The organism is Streptomyces sp. AM6-12 (assembly GCF_044327085.1).
Classification (GTDB): domain Bacteria; phylum Actinomycetota; class Actinomycetes; order Streptomycetales; family Streptomycetaceae; genus Streptomyces.
Window position 1 is genome coordinate 210,243 of record NZ_JBIQWN010000002.1, and the last position, 15,081, is coordinate 225,323.

General features: G+C 71.9%; 13 protein-coding genes. 4 read left to right on the plus strand and 9 right to left on the minus strand.

The genetic code is table 11. The features are described 5' to 3' along the window. Positions 1–14: 14 nt before the first annotated feature. Positions 15–614: a class I SAM-dependent methyltransferase gene (locus tag ACE4Q9_RS29320; RefSeq protein WP_397987521.1), complete on the minus strand. Its 600-nt coding sequence runs from the start codon at positions 612–614 to the stop codon at positions 15–17. 94 nt (positions 615–708) lie between these two features. Beyond that, the gene (locus ACE4Q9_RS29325; protein ID WP_397987522.1) at positions 709–1,137 is read right to left on the minus strand and encodes a PPOX class F420-dependent oxidoreductase; all 429 of its coding nucleotides are present in this window, start codon (positions 1,135–1,137) and stop codon (positions 709–711) included. A 92-nt stretch (positions 1,138–1,229) separates the two neighbouring features. On the opposite strand from ACE4Q9_RS29325, the gene ACE4Q9_RS29330 reads away from it, so the two are divergent. Both ACE4Q9_RS29330 and ACE4Q9_RS29335 read left to right on the plus strand, forming a co-directional pair. After that, on the plus strand, positions 1,230–1,643 hold the full coding sequence (locus ACE4Q9_RS29330) for a roadblock/LC7 domain-containing protein (RefSeq protein ID WP_397987523.1): 414 nt from the start codon (positions 1,230–1,232) through the stop codon (positions 1,641–1,643). Positions 1,644–1,769: 126 nt separating this feature from the next. Next, entirely contained in the window at positions 1,770–3,008 is a 1,239-nt protein-coding gene (locus ACE4Q9_RS29335; RefSeq protein ID WP_397987524.1) for a DUF6397 family protein, read from the plus strand. Here ACE4Q9_RS29335 and ACE4Q9_RS29340 read toward each other — a convergent pair. Together ACE4Q9_RS29340 and ACE4Q9_RS29345 are read right to left on the minus strand one after the other, a co-directional pair. Then, positions 2,995–3,864, minus strand: a complete 870-nt coding sequence (locus tag ACE4Q9_RS29340) for an acyl-CoA thioesterase (protein ID WP_397987525.1) — start codon at positions 3,862–3,864, stop codon at positions 2,995–2,997. The genes ACE4Q9_RS29335 and ACE4Q9_RS29340 overlap by 14 nt on opposite strands. Before the next feature lie 19 nt (positions 3,865–3,883). Then, positions 3,884–6,397: a DUF3516 domain-containing protein gene (locus ACE4Q9_RS29345; protein WP_397987526.1), complete on the minus strand. Its 2,514-nt coding sequence runs from the start codon at positions 6,395–6,397 to the stop codon at positions 3,884–3,886. 145 nt (positions 6,398–6,542) lie between these two features. On the opposite strand from ACE4Q9_RS29345, the gene ACE4Q9_RS29350 reads away from it, so the two are divergent. Beyond that, complete coding sequence (locus ACE4Q9_RS29350) at positions 6,543–7,337, plus strand: metal-dependent hydrolase (RefSeq protein ID WP_397987527.1); 795 nt, start codon at positions 6,543–6,545, stop codon at positions 7,335–7,337. Positions 7,338–7,351: 14 nt separating this feature from the next. On the opposite strand, the gene ACE4Q9_RS29355 is transcribed toward ACE4Q9_RS29350, so the two are convergent. From ACE4Q9_RS29355 to ACE4Q9_RS29370, 4 genes are all read right to left on the minus strand, one after another. Then, positions 7,352–7,615 carry a type B 50S ribosomal protein L31 gene (locus ACE4Q9_RS29355; protein ID WP_397987528.1) on the minus strand — a complete coding sequence of 88 codons (264 nt, stop codon included), beginning with the start codon at positions 7,613–7,615 and terminating at the stop codon, positions 7,352–7,354. Positions 7,616–7,675: 60 nt separating this feature from the next. Further along, on the minus strand, positions 7,676–8,152 hold the full coding sequence (locus ACE4Q9_RS29360; protein WP_397987529.1) for a DUF5709 domain-containing protein: 477 nt from the start codon (positions 8,150–8,152) through the stop codon (positions 7,676–7,678). 210 nt (positions 8,153–8,362) lie between these two features. Next, complete coding sequence (locus ACE4Q9_RS29365; protein WP_397987530.1) at positions 8,363–10,144, minus strand: ABC transporter ATP-binding protein; 1,782 nt, start codon at positions 10,142–10,144, stop codon at positions 8,363–8,365. Further along, positions 10,141–11,967 carry an ABC transporter transmembrane domain-containing protein gene (locus ACE4Q9_RS29370; RefSeq protein ID WP_397987531.1) on the minus strand — a complete coding sequence of 609 codons (1,827 nt, stop codon included), beginning with the start codon at positions 11,965–11,967 and terminating at the stop codon, positions 10,141–10,143. Before ACE4Q9_RS29370 ends, ACE4Q9_RS29365 begins: the two co-directional genes overlap by 4 nt. 149 nt (positions 11,968–12,116) lie before the next feature. On the opposite strand from ACE4Q9_RS29370, the gene ACE4Q9_RS29375 reads away from it, so the two are divergent. Then, a complete protein-coding gene (locus ACE4Q9_RS29375; RefSeq protein WP_397987532.1) occupies positions 12,117–12,863 on the plus strand; it encodes a L,D-transpeptidase family protein in 747 nt (248 codons plus the stop codon). 14 nt (positions 12,864–12,877) lie between these two features. Here ACE4Q9_RS29375 and ACE4Q9_RS29380 read toward each other — a convergent pair whose 3' ends face one another. Further along, positions 12,878–14,881 (minus strand): N-acetylmuramoyl-L-alanine amidase, encoded by a 2,004-nt coding sequence (locus tag ACE4Q9_RS29380; protein ID WP_397987533.1) that lies wholly within the window; start codon positions 14,879–14,881, stop codon positions 12,878–12,880. Between the last annotated feature and the right edge of the window lie 200 nt (positions 14,882–15,081).

The window sequence follows — 15,081 nt, forward strand, 5'->3', positions numbered from 1 at the left end:
TGGCGCATGACCCTTCAGGCCTCGCGCACGGCGAGGGCGAGGAAACGGGCGTCCTCGTCCACGTATGAGGTCATACGCCACCCCGAAGCGGACAGCAGGGAGCGGAGATTGGGCTCGGCGCGCAGGTCGTCCGGTGTGATCTGCCGGCCCTGCCGCGCCGCCAGGGCCGCGCGGCCGATGGGGTGGAAGAGGGCGAGCCGTCCACCGGGGCGTACCACGCGGGCGAGTTCGCGCAGGTTGTCCACCGGGCGCGGCAGGTGGGCGATCAACCCGGCCGCGAACACCGCGTCCAGGCTTGTCGAGCGCAGGGGCAGGGCGGCGACGTCCGCGAGCAGCAGTGCTCCCTCCCCGTCCCGGCCCGCCGTCACGGCGGCCGCGAGCATCGCCGGGGTCAGGTCGGCCCCGAGCACCACTCCGGTGGGGCCCACGGCGGCCCGCAGCGGGGGCAGTGCGCGCCCTGTTCCGCACCCCGCGTCCAGCACGCGGTCGCCAGCCCGCAATCCGAGGTCGGCCACCGCGGCCGCGTACGCGGGCCCGTCGTCGGGGAACTTGCGGTCCCAGTCGGCGGCCCGTGCGGTGAAGAACTCCTGGACATGCGCGTGGTCGTCACTCATGACCCGCATGATGCCCTGCTTCCACGGCCCTGTGCTGTCCGCGTTCCGCTGCGGTGGCGGGCGCACCGCGGCTGTCGGCAGGCCGGGCCGCCGCTCAGGCCGCCAGGTCCCGCACCGCCGCGACCTGTTCGACGGGAACGCGCACCAACAGCTCACCGGGAACTCCGTTGCGGGCCCCGAACTCCTCGGCGCGGTCCTCACCCATGTACCGGGCGGCGACCCGTGCGGCCCAGTGGCGCAGTTGCGCCGGATCCTCCGACAACCGGGCGCGGCCGCTGAGCACCACGAAATGGAACGGCGGCCGGTCGTCGTCCACACACAGGGCAACACGCCCGTCACGGACGAGATTGCGCCCTTTCACGGTCTCCCGGCCGGTGAGAAAGACCAGTTCGTCCCCGTCCAGCAGGAACCAGACCGGGGCCACATGCGGGCTCCCATCGGCGCGAACAGTGGACAGTTTGCCGGTGCGGGTGCCTTTTGAGACGAACGCCCGCCATTCGTCGTCGGTCATCTTCTGTGCCATGCGCCCATCCTGCTTGCCCGTACGCCGCACGTGGGGAAGGCTTGCGGAGGGTTCCTCCGGCCAGGGGGGAGAGATCACACGGGGAGACGGAAATGGCGCAGAACCAGGGACTCGGGTGGCTCCTGGACGACCTGACGGAACGTGTGGACGATGTACGGCACGCGCTGGTCCTGTCCAACGACGGACTGGTCACCGGCGCGAGCACCGGCCTACGCCGCGAGGACGCCGAACACCTCGCCGCCGTGGCGTCCGGACTGCACAGCCTGGCAAAGGGCTCGGGCCGCCACTTCGGCGCGGGCGCGGTGCGCCAGACGATGATCGAGTACGACGACGCCGTGCTGTTCGTGACCGCGGCCGGCCCCGGTAGCTGCCTGTGCGTGCTCAGCGGGGCGGAGGCCGACATCGGGCAGATCGCCTACGAGATGACCCTGCTCGTCAACCGGGTCGGCGAACATCTCGGCGTCGACGCCCGGAAACCCGAACGGGCACCTGACGCAGAGATCTGACCTGGGAGTTTGTGAAGTCCTGCGGAGTTATCCACAGGCTGACCACGCGCTGCGCCGATCCGGCTACGGTTTGTGCATGGCGAACGCACCGGGCGTGAGCCACCGACTCCATGGGGGAGTAAGACCATGTCGGCACACACCTTCGAACCAGTACGCACGGACATCTGCACACTGAGCCGGGCCGCTCGTGAACTGGGCGTCCTGCGCGGCGAGTTGGACCTCGCCGTCCAGCTCGGCCATGTGCGGACCGTGCCCGACGAGGGCGGGGGAGGGGGTCGGCTGGTGGAGCGCGCGGAGATCGCCCGGCTCCGGGCGCAGGACGGATTCCCGGACAAGCTCAAGGACCGGGTGCGCGTCGTGGGCACCACCGAGGGCGCCGAGCTGATGGAGATCTCGGCCGGCCGCTTCACCCGGCTCGCCCGCCTCGGCCTGCTCGTGCCCGCGAAGGTCTACGTCAACCGGTACGGCGCCGTGGTCTGGCTCTATCTCACCGAGGAGCTGAAGCACTTCGCGGCCGTCAGCGAGAACGCGCAGCTGCTCAAGGGGCGCACCCCCGAGACGCTGCGCGGTCAGCTCGCGGAGGGCGTGGACCTGCGCGCCCGCAACTGGCGCATGCGGCAGCTGGGATGCCTGCTGCGGCAGGCCGAGGACCCGTGGGCCCGAGCCGGGGCTCTGGCCGCCCTGCTCCCTCCCGTCGAGGTCGCCGACGTCGTCGAGGACCCGTACGAGCGCGCCTGGGTCAACCGATTGCGGCCCGCGCTCCCCGGCCAGACCCTGGCCGGAACCTCCTTCGCCCACCTCGCCGAGCGGATCACGACCGCGCAGGACGCGGACGAGATCGACTGGCTGCGCAGCGACCTCGCCCACTCGGTCGAGGAAGCACGGGCTCTCTCGCCGGCCCCACGCCCCGCCGTCCGCCGTGCCGGGCCGACGACGCGTCCGACGCCGCGGCCGATCCCACCCATGGCGCGCACGGTCACGGCGCCGGTGGCGCCGACACCGACCCCGGTGGAGCCGACGGAGACCACGGCCGTGCCGAGGCCGGCGACGTCCGGACCGATGGCGGAAGCCGCGGAGCCGACGGCGCGGACTGTCAAGCCGCGTCGAATCACCGGAGGGTGCGCGCCCGAGCCGCGACACGCACCCGAGCGACGTGCACCCGAACCGGACGCGCCCGAGCGGCGGCACGTGCCGCGTGTACGGCCCGCTCCGGCCCCCGTACCCCGCTTCCCCGGATCGGGACAGGCGCCACCGCGCTCCACGCGCCGTCTGCGCGCCTGGCTGCGGCGCGGACCGGCTCGGTCCGCGGCAGAGGTCCGGGTACCCGCGGTCGAGTCCGGTCGGCAGCCCGCTACAGGGACCTGAACAGTCCCTCCTGGACGACCGAGACGAGCAGTCGCCCCTCGATGTCGTAGATACGCCCGCGTGCCAGGCCCCGCCCGCCCGTGGCGATCGGCGACTCCTGGTCGTACAGGAACCACTCGTCGGCGCGGAACGGCCGGTGGAACCACATGGCGTGGTCCAGCGAGGCCATGTCGAAGTTCCTGCGGCCCCACAGGGGTTCGATGGGGATGCGCACCGCGTCCAGGAGCGTCATGTCGCTGGCGTAGGTCAGCGCGCAGGTGTGGACCAGCGGGTCGTCGCCCAGCGGGCCCACCGCGCGCATCCACACCGCGCTGCGCGGCTCGGCGCCCCTGATCTCCTCGTCGTTCCAGCGCAGCGGTTCGGCGTACCGGAGGTCGAAGGGCTGGCGGCGCGCCATCCGCTCCAACTGCTCCGGCAGCGTGCCCAGGTGCTTGCGTATCTCCTCGGCCACCGTCGGCAGCGACTCGGGATGCGCCAGCTCACGGGCCGGCGGCAGCTGGTGTTCGAACGGTCCTTCCTCGGGCTTGTGAAAGGAGGCGGTCAGATTGAAGATCGTGCGGCCCTGCTGCACCGCGGTGACGCGGCGCGTGGTGAACGAGCGCCCGTCGCGGACCCGCTCCACCTGGTACACGATCGGCACCCCCGGTCGGCCGGGGCGCAGGAAGTACGCGTGCAGTGAGTGCACCGGGCGGTCGCCGTCCGTGGTGCGGCCGGCGGCGACCAGTGCCTGGCCCGCCACCTGGCCGCCGAAGACCCGCTGCAAGGACTCCTGCGGGCTTCGGCCACGGAAGATGTTGACCTCGATCTGCTCCAGGTCGAGCAGATCGACCAGTCTTTCGGCCGGGTTCGTCGTCATGGGTGGAATTCTCCTGTGGTCACAGCTGGCCGACATCGGTGACGCGGACGACCGCACGGCCCTCGGCGTCCGAGGCCGCGAGATCGACCTCCGCGCTGATGCCCCAGTCGTGGTCCCCGCTCGGGTCGTCGAAGATCTGGCGGACCCGCCACAGCCCGTTCTCCGGCTCTTCCTTGATGACCAGCAACTTGGGGCCGCGGGCGTCGGGGCCGGTGCCGAGATCCTCGTACTCGTCCCAGTACTTGTCCATCGCCTCGCCCCAGGCGTCGGCGTCCCAGCCGGACTCCGCGTCCATCTCGCCCAGCTCCTCGACCTGGTCCAGCGCGGCCAGTTCCACGCGGCGGAACAGCGCGTTGCGGACCAGCACCCGGAAGGCGCGCGCGTTGGTGGTGACGGGCTTGACCTCGTCGGCCTTCTCCTGGGCCTGCTCGGCGGTCATCTCCTCGGGGTTCGCGAGCTGCTCCCACTCGTCCAGCAGGCTGGAGTCCACCTGGCGCACCATCTCGCCGAGCCACTCGATCAGGTCCTGGAGATCCTCGGACTTCAGGTCGTCCGGGATGGTGTGGTCGAGGGTCTTGTAGGCGCTGGCGAGGTAGCGCAGCACGATGCCCTCGGTGCGGGCCAGCTCGTAGAAGGACACCAACTCGGTGAAGGAAAGCGCCCGTTCGTACATGTCGCGGACGACCGACTTCGGCGACAGCGGATGGTCGCCGACCCAGGGGTGGCTCTTGCGGTAGGTGTTGTACGCGTGGAACAGCAGCTCTTCCAGCGGCTTCGGGTAGGAGACGTCCTGGAGGCGCTCCATGCGCTCCTCGTACTCGACACCATCGGCCTTCATCGCCGCCACCGCCTCGCCCCGCGCCTTGTTCTGCTGGGCGACCAGGATCTGCCGCGGGTCGTCCAGGGTGGACTCCACCACGGAGACCATGTCGAGGGCGTAGGACGGCGACTCGGGGTCGAGCAGTTCGAACGCGGCGAGGGCGAAGGTGGACAGCGGCTGGTTGAGCGCGAAGTCCTGCTGGAGGTCGACCGTGAGCCGCACGATGCGGCCTTCGGCGTCGGGCTTGTCGAGCTTCTCCACGATGCCGCCGTCGAGCAGCGAACGGTAGATCGCGATCGCCCGGCGGATGTGCCGCAGCTGCTGCTTGCGCGGCTCGTGGTTGTCCTCCAGGAGATGGCGCATCGCCTCGAAGGCGTTGCCCGGCCGGGCGATCACCGACAGCAGCATGGTGTGCGTCACGCGGAAACGCGACGTCAGCGGCTCCGGCTCCGAGTCGATCAGCTTCTGGAAGGTGTTCTCCGTCCAGCCGACAAAGCCCTCCGGCGCCTTCTTGCGCACCACCTTGCGCCGCTTCTTCGGGTCGTCGCCCGCCTTCGCCAGCGCCTTCTCGTTCTCGACGACGTGCTCCGGCGCTTGGGCGACGACAAGACCGGCCGTGTCGAAGCCGGCCCGGCCGGCCCGGCCCGCGATCTGGTGGAACTCACGTGCCCGCAGGGTCCGCACCCGGCTGCCGTCGTATTTCGTCAGCGCGGTGAACAGCACGGTGCGGATGGGCACGTTGACACCGACGCCGAGCGTGTCCGTGCCGCAGATGACCTTCAGGAGGCCGGCCTGGGCGAGCTTCTCCACCAGCCGCCGGTACTTGGGCAGCATGCCGGCGTGGTGCACACCGATGCCGTGCCGGACGTAACGGGAGAGGTTGCGGCCGAACTTCGTGGTGAAGCGGAAATTGCCGATCAGCTCGGCGATCTGGTCCTTCTCCTCGCGCGAGCACATGTTGATGCTCATCAGCGCCTGGGCCCGCTCCACGGCCTGCGCCTGGGTGAAGTGGACGATGTACACCGGCGCCTGCTTGGTCTCCAGCAGTTCGGTGAGCGTCTCGGTGAGCGGCGTCAGCTTGTACTCGTAGGAGAGCGGCACCGGACGGGTCGCCGAGCGGACCACCGCGGTGGGGCGGCCGGTGCGGCGGGTGAGGTCCTTCTCGAAGAAGGACACATCGCCCAAAGTGGCCGACATCAGAATGAACTGCGCCTGGGGCAGCTCCAGCAGTGGAATCTGCCAGGCCCAGCCGCGGTCGCCCTCCGCGTAGAAGTGGAACTCGTCCATGACGACCTGGCCCACATCCGCGTTCTTGCCGTCGCGCAGCGCGATCGAGGCCAGCACCTCGGCGGTGCAGCAGATCACGGGGGCGTCGGCGTTCACGGAGGCGTCGCCGGTGAGCATGCCGACGTTCTCGGTGCCGAACAGCTTGCACAGCTCGAAGAACTTCTCCGACACCAGTGCCTTGATCGGCGCCGTGTAGAAGGTGACCTCGTCGCGGGCCAGCGCCGCGAAGTGCGCGCCCGCGGCGATCATGCTCTTGCCGGAGCCGGTCGGGGTGGAGACGATCACGTTCGCCCCGGACACCGCTTCGATCAGCGCCTCTTCCTGGTGCGGGTAGAGGGTGAGGCCGCGCTCCTGGGTCCACGCCTCGAAGGCTTCGTACAGGGCGTCGGGGTCGGCGGTCGGCGGCAGCTGATCGATGAGGGTCACCCTCCCATCTTGCCTGTCCTCCTCCCCGATCGGGGAATCGGCTGGGGCCGGGAAGATCACGGCAGCTACGCTGTGTCGCCGACGGAGCGTCAGCGCACCGTGTCAACTGGACAGCGGTATCTGAGGAATGGGGCGGGAAGCGGCCATGATGGGACCAGCACACTCACTGTCGGGAGCCGCGGCCTGGCTCGGCGTCGGGGCGGCCGCCGCCGCGGCCGGGCACCCGATGCCCTGGCCGGTCCTGCTGGTCGGCGCCCTGATCTGCGCGGGCGCCGCGCTCGCACCGGATCTCGACCACAAGGCCGCCACCATCTCGCACGCCTTCGGGCCGATCTCCCACTGGCTCTGCGAGATCGTGGACAAGCTGTCCTACGCCGTCTACAAGGCGACCAGGAAGAAGGGCGACCCGCGCCGCTCCGGCGGCCATCGCACGCTGACGCACACCTGGCTGTGGGCGGTCCTGATCGGCGCCGGCGCATCGGCGGCGGCGATCACCGGGGGCCGCTGGGCGGTGCTGGCGATCCTGTTCGTGCACATGGTGCTGGCGATCGAGGGCCTGCTGTGGCGGGCGGCCCGCGGCTCCAGCAGCGACATACTGGTCTGGCTGCTGGCGGCGGCCTCCGCGTGGATCCTCGCGGGCGTGCTCGACAAGCCCGGCAACGGCTCGGACTGGCTGTTCACCGAGCCCGGACAGCAGTACCTGTGGCTGGGGCTGCCGATCGTGCTGGGCGCGCTGGTACACGACATCGGGGACGCGCTGACGGTCTCGGGCTGCCCGATCCTGTGGCCGATCCCGCTGGGCCGCAAGCGCTGGTACCCGGTGGGACCGCCGAAGGCGATCCGGTTCCGGGCGGGCAGCTGGGTCGAGCTGAAGGTGCTCATGCCTGTGTTCATGGTGCTCGGCGGAGTGGGCTGCGCGGCGGCCCTCAACGTGATCTGAGGGCGCCTTGCCGCTCAGGTGGCGTCGCCCGTGTCCGCCCCGCCGTAGCGGCGCTCGAAGCGCGCGATGCGGCCCTCGGTGTCGACCTGCCGGGCCTTGCCGGTGTAGAAGGGGTGGCTCTCCGAGGAGATCTCCACGTCGATCACCGGGTAGGTCTGGCCATCGTCCCAGTCGATGGTCTGCTCGCTTTGCGCCGTGGACCGGGTGAGGAACGCGTAGCCGGCGGCCCGGTCGCGGAAGACCACGGCGTGGTAGTCGGGGTGCTTGTCCTGCTGCATGGCGGCTCCTTGGACGGGGCGGTCGGGCAGGGCGCGGGCGGGACTGCCAGGGTGCGCGGGTCAGCCGGAGACGGAGTCCTCGTCCACGATGTGCATCGCGGCCTCCTCCGCGGAGGCGGCGGCGCCGTCGATACCGACGTCGCTGGCCACGAGGGCGGCTTCTTCGTCCTCGTGCGCCCCCTCGTCGGGCGCCACCAGGCGGCCGGAGCGCAGATCGCCGACCTCGTTGTCGAGAAGTTCCCCGTCGGTACCCGCGCAATCCCCGATGCCGTCGCCGTCCGGGGGGTCCCGGTCGGGGATCTCCTCGGCGAGGCGCTGGTCGAGGGTCTCGCCCGCTCGCCGCTCCGCCGCGGTCACGCCGTCGTGTTCCACCGCCCAGGGGCGCTCCGGAGGCGACCAGCCGCGGTCGAGGGGGTCGTCGACACCGTCGAAGTCCAGAGTGTCCTCGACGTCGAGCACCCCCGAGTCCTCCCGGACCTCCAGGGGATCGGGATCGGGCTGGTAGACGTCGTCCCCCCAGCTGTCGGCGCTGTCCACGACTACCTCCAGGTGGTGAGGACGGCCGGATACCGCCGAAGCGGGCGGCGGGCCGCCGGCACGGGCGGCACGGATGTCACACGGTGCGAACCGGGAGGTTCCCGGACGAAAACCGAGCCGGTTCCGTTTTCCAGCCTTCCACTGCTGCTCGCCACCGCGCAACGGCACGGAGCCCCGGCGGCCTCCGAGGAGGCCGCCCGAGCGGGACGCTCAGCCGTGCCAGGACCGCCACAGGGCCGCGTACGCGCCGTCCGCCGCGACCAGCTCGTCATGGCTGCCCAGCTCGCTGATCCGGCCGCTCTCCACCACGGCGATCACATCCGCGTCGTGGGCGGTGTGCAGCCGGTGGGCGATGGCGACGACCGTGCGGCCGTCGAGGACCCGGGCCAGGGACCGCTCCAGGTTACGGGCGGCGCGCGGGTCCAGGAGCGAGGTCGCCTCGTCCAGCACCAGCGTGTGCGGATCGGCCAGCACCAGCCGGGCCAGCGCGATCTGCTGGGCCTGCGCCGGGGTCAGCGTCAGGCCGCCGGATCCGACCTCGGTGTCCAGACCGGCGTCCAGCGCCCGAGCCCAGCCGTCGGCGTCCACGGCACCCAGGGCCGCCCACAGTTCCGCGTCGTCGGCGCCGTCGCGGGCCAGCAGGAGGTTGTCCCGCAGCGAGCCGACGAAGACGTGGTGCTCCTGGTTGACCAGGGCGACGTGCGAGCGGACGCGTTCGGCCGGCATCCGGGACAGCTCGGCCCCGCCGAGGGCGATCCGCCCGGCGCGGGGCGCGTAGATCCCGGCGAGCAGCCGGCCCAGGGTGGACTTGCCCGCGCCCGAGGGGCCGACCAGGGCGAGCCGGGTGCCGGGGGCGACCTGGAGGGACACCTCGCGCAGCACGTCGACGCCCTCCCGGTAGCCGAAGCGCACCCGGTCGGCGTGCACGTCCCGGCCCTCGGGCGCCACCGACGCGTCCCCGGCGCCCGGCTCGATCTCCCGGACCCCGACGAGGCGGGCGAGCGAGACCTGGGCCACCTGCACCTCGTCGTACCAGCGCAGGATGAGGTTCACCGGATCGACGAGCATCTGCGCCAGCAGCGCGCCCGTGATCAGCCGGCCCACCCCGAGCCAGCCGTGCAGGACGAGCGTTCCGCCCACCATCAGGACCGAGCCGAGGACGATGACATGGGTGGCGTTGATGACCGGAAACAGCACGGACCGCAGCCACAGCGTGTACCTCTCCCACGCGGTCCAGGATTCGATCCGCTGCTCGGACAGCGCGACCCGGCGGGCGCCCAGCCGGTGCGCCTCGATGGTGCGGCCCGCGTCCACGGTCTCGGCGAGCGCGGCGGCGACGGCCGCGTACCCGGCGGCCTCCGAGCGGTAGCCGGCGGGCGCCCGCTTGAAGTACCAGCGGCACCCGGCCACCAGCACCGGCAGGGCGAGCAGCACGGCGGCCGCGAGCGGCGGGGCCGTCACCACCAGCCCGCCGAGGAGCAGGAGGGCCCATACGACACCGATCGCGAGCTGCGGTACGGCCTCGCGCATGGCGTTGGCCAGGCGGTCGATGTCGGTGGTGATACGGGAGAGCAGGTCGCCGGTGCCCGCGCGTTCCAGCACGCCCGGCGGCAGGCCGACCGAGCGGACGAGGAAGTCCTCGCGCAGGTCGGCGAGCATCCGTTCGCCGAGCATGGCGCCGCGCAGCCGCACCTGCCGGACGAACACCGCCTGCACGGCGAGTGCCAGCAGGAACAGCCCCGTGGTGAGGCCGAGGTGCGGCTCCCGAGCCCCGTCCGACACCCGCTGGACCAGGTCGCCGAGCAGGTAGGGCCCGGCCATGGAGGCGATCACGGCCACCGTGTTCACGGTGATCAGCAGCAGGAAGGCCCGGCGGTGGCGGCGGAACAGCTCGGCGGCGTAGGCCCGTACGGTCGCGGTCGTGCCGACAGGCAGGGTGGTGGCGGTCGTCGGGGCCGCCGGGTCGTACTCCGGTGGTGCGACGCCGATCATGCGCTCTCCTCGATCTCTTCCAGCTCGCCGAGGGCGTCCAGCAGCGCGCCCTCGTCGGCGGTGGCCGGTTCGTCGTCCGTCTCCCGTGTCACCACGGCCCGGTACCGGGGTTCGCTCTCGAACAGCTCCCGGTGCGTGCCGGTCGCCACGACCGTGTCCTCGTGGACCAAGGCCACCCGGTCGGCGCGGTCCAGGAGCAGCGGCGAGGAGGTGAGCACGACCGTCGTGCGCCCCGAGCGCAGCAGGCGCAGCCCGTCGGCGATGCGGGCCTCGGTGTGCGAGTCGACCGCGGAGGTCGGTTCGTCCAGCACCAGGACCTCCGGATCGGTGACCAGCGACCGGGCCAGGGCGAGCCGTTGGCGCTGGCCGCCGGAGAGGGACCGGCCGCGCTCGGTGATGCGGGCGTCCATCGGGTCGGCGGCGACCAGGGAGCCCTGCACCAAGGCGTCCAGGACGTCCTCGCACCCCGCGGCCGCGAGCGCGTCGGCGGCCGTGACGGCGCCGGAAGCGGGTACGTCGAGCAGTTCGCGCAGGGTGCCGGAGAGCAGCACCGGGTCCTTGTCCTGGACGAGGACGGCGCTCCGGGCGAGGTCCAGGGGGAGTTCGTCCAGGGGCGTGCCGCCGAGCAGGACCGAGCGGCCCGGCTCCGTGGGGTGGCCGCCGAGCCGCTCCGCGAGCCGTCCGGCGGCGTCCGGGTCGCCGCACACCACCGCGGTGAGCCTTCCGGCGGGAGCGCTGAGACCGCTGGCGGGGTCGTACAGATCACCGCGGGGCACCGCCGGCCGGTCACCGCCCGCCGCCTCGCGAGCGCCGCCGCCTGTCGCCGCCGACCGTTCCAACGACAGCACCCGTGCGGCGCGCTCGGCCGAGGGGCGGGAGAAGGAGTAGGACATCGCGATCTCTTCGAAGTGCTGCAAGGGATAGCTGAGGACCATCACGGAGCTGTAGACGGTGACCAGTTCGCCGACGGCGATGCGGCCCTCGCGGACCAGGTGGACGCCGTACCAGACGACCGCGATCAGCAGCAGGCCCGGCAGCAGCACCTGCACGGCCGAGATCAGTGACCACATCCGGGCGCTGCGCACGGCCGCGTGCCGCACCTCCTGGGAGGCGTGGCGGTAGCGGGCGAGGAAGAGTTCCTCGCCGCCGATGCCGCGCAGTACCCGCAGTCCGGCGACGGTGTCCGAGGCCAGCTCGGTGGCGCGGCCCGCCTTCTCGCGCTGTAGGTCGGCGCGGCGGGTGGCGCGCGGCAGCAGCGGCAGTACGGCGAGTGCCACGACGGGCAGCCCGGCGGCCACGACCGTGCCGAGCGCGGGCTGGTAGACGAGGAGGCCGACACAGACGACGACCACGGTCAGCGCGGCGGCGGTGAAACGGGACACCGCCTCCACGAACCAGCCGATCTTCTCCACGTCGCCGGTGGACACGGCGACCACCTCGCCGGCGGCCACCCGCGGGGTCAGCGCCGAGCCGAGTGCCGCCGCCTTGCGGGCGAGGAGCTGCTGGACGCGGGCGGCAGCCGTGATCCAGTTGGTGACGGCGGCCCGGTGCAGGAAGGTGTCGCCCACCGCGACGGCCGTACCGCACAGCAGCACTGAAACGCCCGTCAGGGCCAGCCGGGTGCCGGACCGGTCCACGACGGCCTGTACGGCGAAGCCGACGCAGAAGGGGAGGGCGGAGACGGCGACGAAGTGGAGGAGGCCCCAGGCCAGCGCTTTGAGCTGGCCACCGAGCTGATTGCGCCAGAGCCACCACAGGAATCGGGGCCCCGAGCGTGCGTCGGGCACGCCGGGGTCGGGATAGGGAAGGTCGTGAATCTGCATGACGTCCAGACGGCTCGTGACAGCGTGTCAGGGAACGGCGGCAGCCGAGGGCGGCGGCGGACCGGGACAAGCCGTGACAGGGTCGCTTCACGCGGTCGGGAATTTCAAACGGTTTTCGCGTCAATGGGGCGTCATGTCAGCATGGCCCGGTGCGGATAGACAGTGTGCGGCGCTCGACGCGCTGGGCGGCGGCCCTCGGAACCCTGCTCCTGACGACCCTTACGGCCTGTGGCACGGGCTCGTCCGGCTCCCCGCCCGGCCACCACGGCCCGGCCGCGCCGACCGCCTCCCCTTCCGCGCCCGCCCCCGACCCGGCCCGCGTTCCGGGTGTCGGCAAACGTCTGTACGCACGGATACCCGGCCAGTCCCGCCAGGTCGTGGCCGTGTACGGCAAGGGCCGGAACTCGGCCGAGTCCGAAGTGGTGCTCTACGTGAGACAGGGCGGCGGCTGGCACCAGGAGGGCAGCTGGGCGGCGCACAACGGGCGCCGCGGCTGGACCCTCGACCACCACGAGGGCGACAAGCGCAGCCCGGTGGGCGTGTTCACGCTGACCGCCGCGGGTGGTACGTACGCCGATCCGGGGAGCAAGCTGCCGTACGACCACAACACCTACGCCTACGCCTCCCCGAAGGAGTGGCCCAAGGCGTACCAGCACGACTTCGGTTACGTCATCGCCATCGACTACAACCGCGTGCCGGGCACCCCGCCGCGCGACGGCACCCGCCCCTGGGGCGAGGCCAAGGGCGGCGGTATCTGGCTGCACCTGGACCACGGGAGCGGCACGTCGGCCTGCGTGAGCATGCCCAAGAGCGCCATGGAGACGCTGCTGCGCACGCTCGACCCGGCCCGGCACCCCGTGGTGGTGATGGGGGACCGGGCGGATCTCGGCGCCTGACGCCCGCGCGGCCCTCAGTTGACCGCCGAGCCGCCCTGAGGCGCCGAGGAAGGCCCCGCCGCGACGGCCGAGCCGATCACGTCCACATCGCTCGATCGGACGTACGCGATCCGGTGGTCGAACTGGATCTGGTAGTAGGTCTCGTCGCCCTTGACCACCGGCTCGGGCGTGTCGACGAAGGCCGAACGGGGCACGAAGGAGCTGTCGATGGTGCCCTCGGTGACGTACCGCTGGCCCGCCCGGAAGTGGTAGGGGAGCGGCGCCTCGGGCTCCTCGTCCACGCCCTCCGGGTAGGCGTCCTCCTCGGGCAGCGCGCGGCCGAAGACGGGAATCTCGTCCAGGCCCTCCTTGGGCGTCACCATCTTGCCGGCCGCGCCGACCGCCGTCGCCTGGTTCCTCGGGTTCTTGAACCAGGCCTTGCGGCCCTGGTACCAGACCGCCGTCCAGTCGCCGCGGCGTTCGGCGACGGCGAACGTCTGGCCGGCCGAGGCGCGCGCCCCGAGGTCGTCGACGTCCAGCGTGGAGACCCCGCCGTCCGGATGGCGGCCCGGGTCCTGGATCAGCGGTGCCTTCTCGTCCGGACGGGTGTACATGCGCACGGCGCTGGAGCCGTGCTTCGGGCACGGCGCGCCGGGCTTGAGGCAGCCCGTGAACTTGGGCGAGTGGGTGGCGTAGTCCGGCAGGATCGTCACCATGTCGCTGTTCGGCCCGGCGGTGGCCTTCAGGGGCGCCCCGAGCAGGTCGAAGTAGTGGCGCCAGTCCCAGAAGGGGCCCGGATCGTCGTGCATGTCGGGGATGGAGTCGCCGGTCGGCGAGGGCACGTTGTCGTGGCCGAAGACGTGCTGCCGGTCGAGCGGGATGTCGTACTTCTTGGCCAGATAGCGGACCAGGCGCGCCGAGGTCCTGTACATCTGTTCGGTGAACCAGGTGCCCGGCTGCCGCAGGAAGCCCTCGTGCTCGATGCCGATGGAGCGGGCGTTGACGTACTGGTTGCCGGAGTGCCAGGCCTCGTCCTTGGTCTGCACGTGCTGGGTGACGTGGCCGTCGCTGGAGCGGATCGAGTAGTGCCAGGACGCCTCGGTCGGGTCCTGCACCGTCTGGAACATGCTCGACAGTTTGGCCTCGGTGTCGTGGATGACGATGTACTCGATCTTCTGGTCGCGCGGCCGGTCGGCGAGGTCGTGGTTGCCGTAGTCGCCGTCGTCGTCGATCTCCTCGTAGGGCGCCGCGAGCCAGTCGCAGGACACCTCGGCCGGGCACTCCGTCCCCTTGGCGTGCCGGGCCTTCGCCGTGCGGACGGTGTGGGGGCGCACGGAGGGGCTCGCGGGCAGGGAGACCTCCTGGCCCTCGGCGGTGGTGCGGTGGGCGCCCTTGCGGATCACCGCGAAGACGTCGTTCGCGTACGTCGCCGCCGAGGTGACGTCAGGAGTGCCGGGGAAACGTTCCACCGCCTCCCACCAGTCCGCGGGATCGTCGCTCAGCGGCTTGCCCAGCTGCTGCTGAGTGGCCGCGAGCAGGGCGGCGCCGCCGCGCACATTGGCGGTGGCATCGGTGCGCAGGCGTCCGGCGGGGGCACCGGTCAGCCGGGCGGCGCGCTGGAGATCCGCAGGCTTCACGGACCGGCCGGCCGGCACACCGTCAGGCCGCGCGGCGGGCGCGCCCGCCGCCCCCGCGCTCGGCTGCAGCGCGCCACCGCCCTGGCCCGGAGAGGGCGACGCGGCCGGGAACTGGCCGGTGTCCACCAGATGCATCGGCCCGTAGCCGCCCGCGACGCTCGGGGAGCCCGGATGGGCGTCCCAGCGGGTCTGCACATACGACACGCTCATCAGCACACTGCGCGGCACATGGTAGTCGTGGGCGGCATCGGTGAAGGCGACCTGAAGGCGCTGCTCCGGCGCGTCGTCGTCGGTCATCGGGGTGAGCAGCAGCGGCGCCAGCAGGGCCGCCGATCCGATGGCACATGCGGTCAGGCGGCACACGCGACCATTGGGGACACGTGGGGAGGTGGGTCTTTTCATGGCACGGGTCTCCAAACATGTTCATCGCGCGCTTCGCAGCCAGGGCGAAGGAGTTGCCCCTGACAACCACCCCTTGTACGTTTCCGTGCCCCGCGTGTCCCGTCGCGCCAACCGTCACCGGGGTGGACCAGCGGCCCGGCAGAGGCCACCCGGTCGGCGGCAGCGGCACCGCTCCGACGGCCCGTCAGCGCGGGTGCCCC

What these genes read in the sequence shown, in the direction of transcription:
- ACE4Q9_RS29325 (WP_397987522.1), bottom strand. Translation starts at nt 1,137, where the DNA reads ATGGCACAGAAGATGACCGACGACGAATGGCGGGCGTTCGTCTCAAAA.
- ACE4Q9_RS29330 (WP_397987523.1), top strand. Translation starts at nt 1,230, where the DNA reads ATGGCGCAGAACCAGGGACTCGGGTGGCTCCTGGACGACCTGACGGAA.
- ACE4Q9_RS29355 (WP_397987528.1), bottom strand. Translation starts at nt 7,615, where the DNA reads ATGCAGCAGGACAAGCACCCCGACTACCACGCCGTGGTCTTCCGCGAC.
- ACE4Q9_RS29370 (WP_397987531.1), bottom strand. Translation starts at nt 11,967, where the DNA reads ATGCAGATTCACGACCTTCCCTATCCCGACCCCGGCGTGCCCGACGCA.
- ACE4Q9_RS29335 (WP_397987524.1), top strand. Translation starts at nt 1,770, where the DNA reads ATGTCGGCACACACCTTCGAACCAGTACGCACGGACATCTGCACACTG.
- ACE4Q9_RS29380 (WP_397987533.1), bottom strand. Translation starts at nt 14,881, where the DNA reads ATGAAAAGACCCACCTCCCCACGTGTCCCCAATGGTCGCGTGTGCCGC.
- ACE4Q9_RS29365 (WP_397987530.1), bottom strand. Translation starts at nt 10,144, where the DNA reads ATGATCGGCGTCGCACCACCGGAGTACGACCCGGCGGCCCCGACGACC.
- ACE4Q9_RS29350 (WP_397987527.1), top strand. Translation starts at nt 6,543, where the DNA reads ATGATGGGACCAGCACACTCACTGTCGGGAGCCGCGGCCTGGCTCGGC.
- ACE4Q9_RS29320 (WP_397987521.1), bottom strand. Translation starts at nt 614, where the DNA reads ATGAGTGACGACCACGCGCATGTCCAGGAGTTCTTCACCGCACGGGCC.
- ACE4Q9_RS29340 (WP_397987525.1), bottom strand. Translation starts at nt 3,864, where the DNA reads ATGACGACGAACCCGGCCGAAAGACTGGTCGATCTGCTCGACCTGGAG.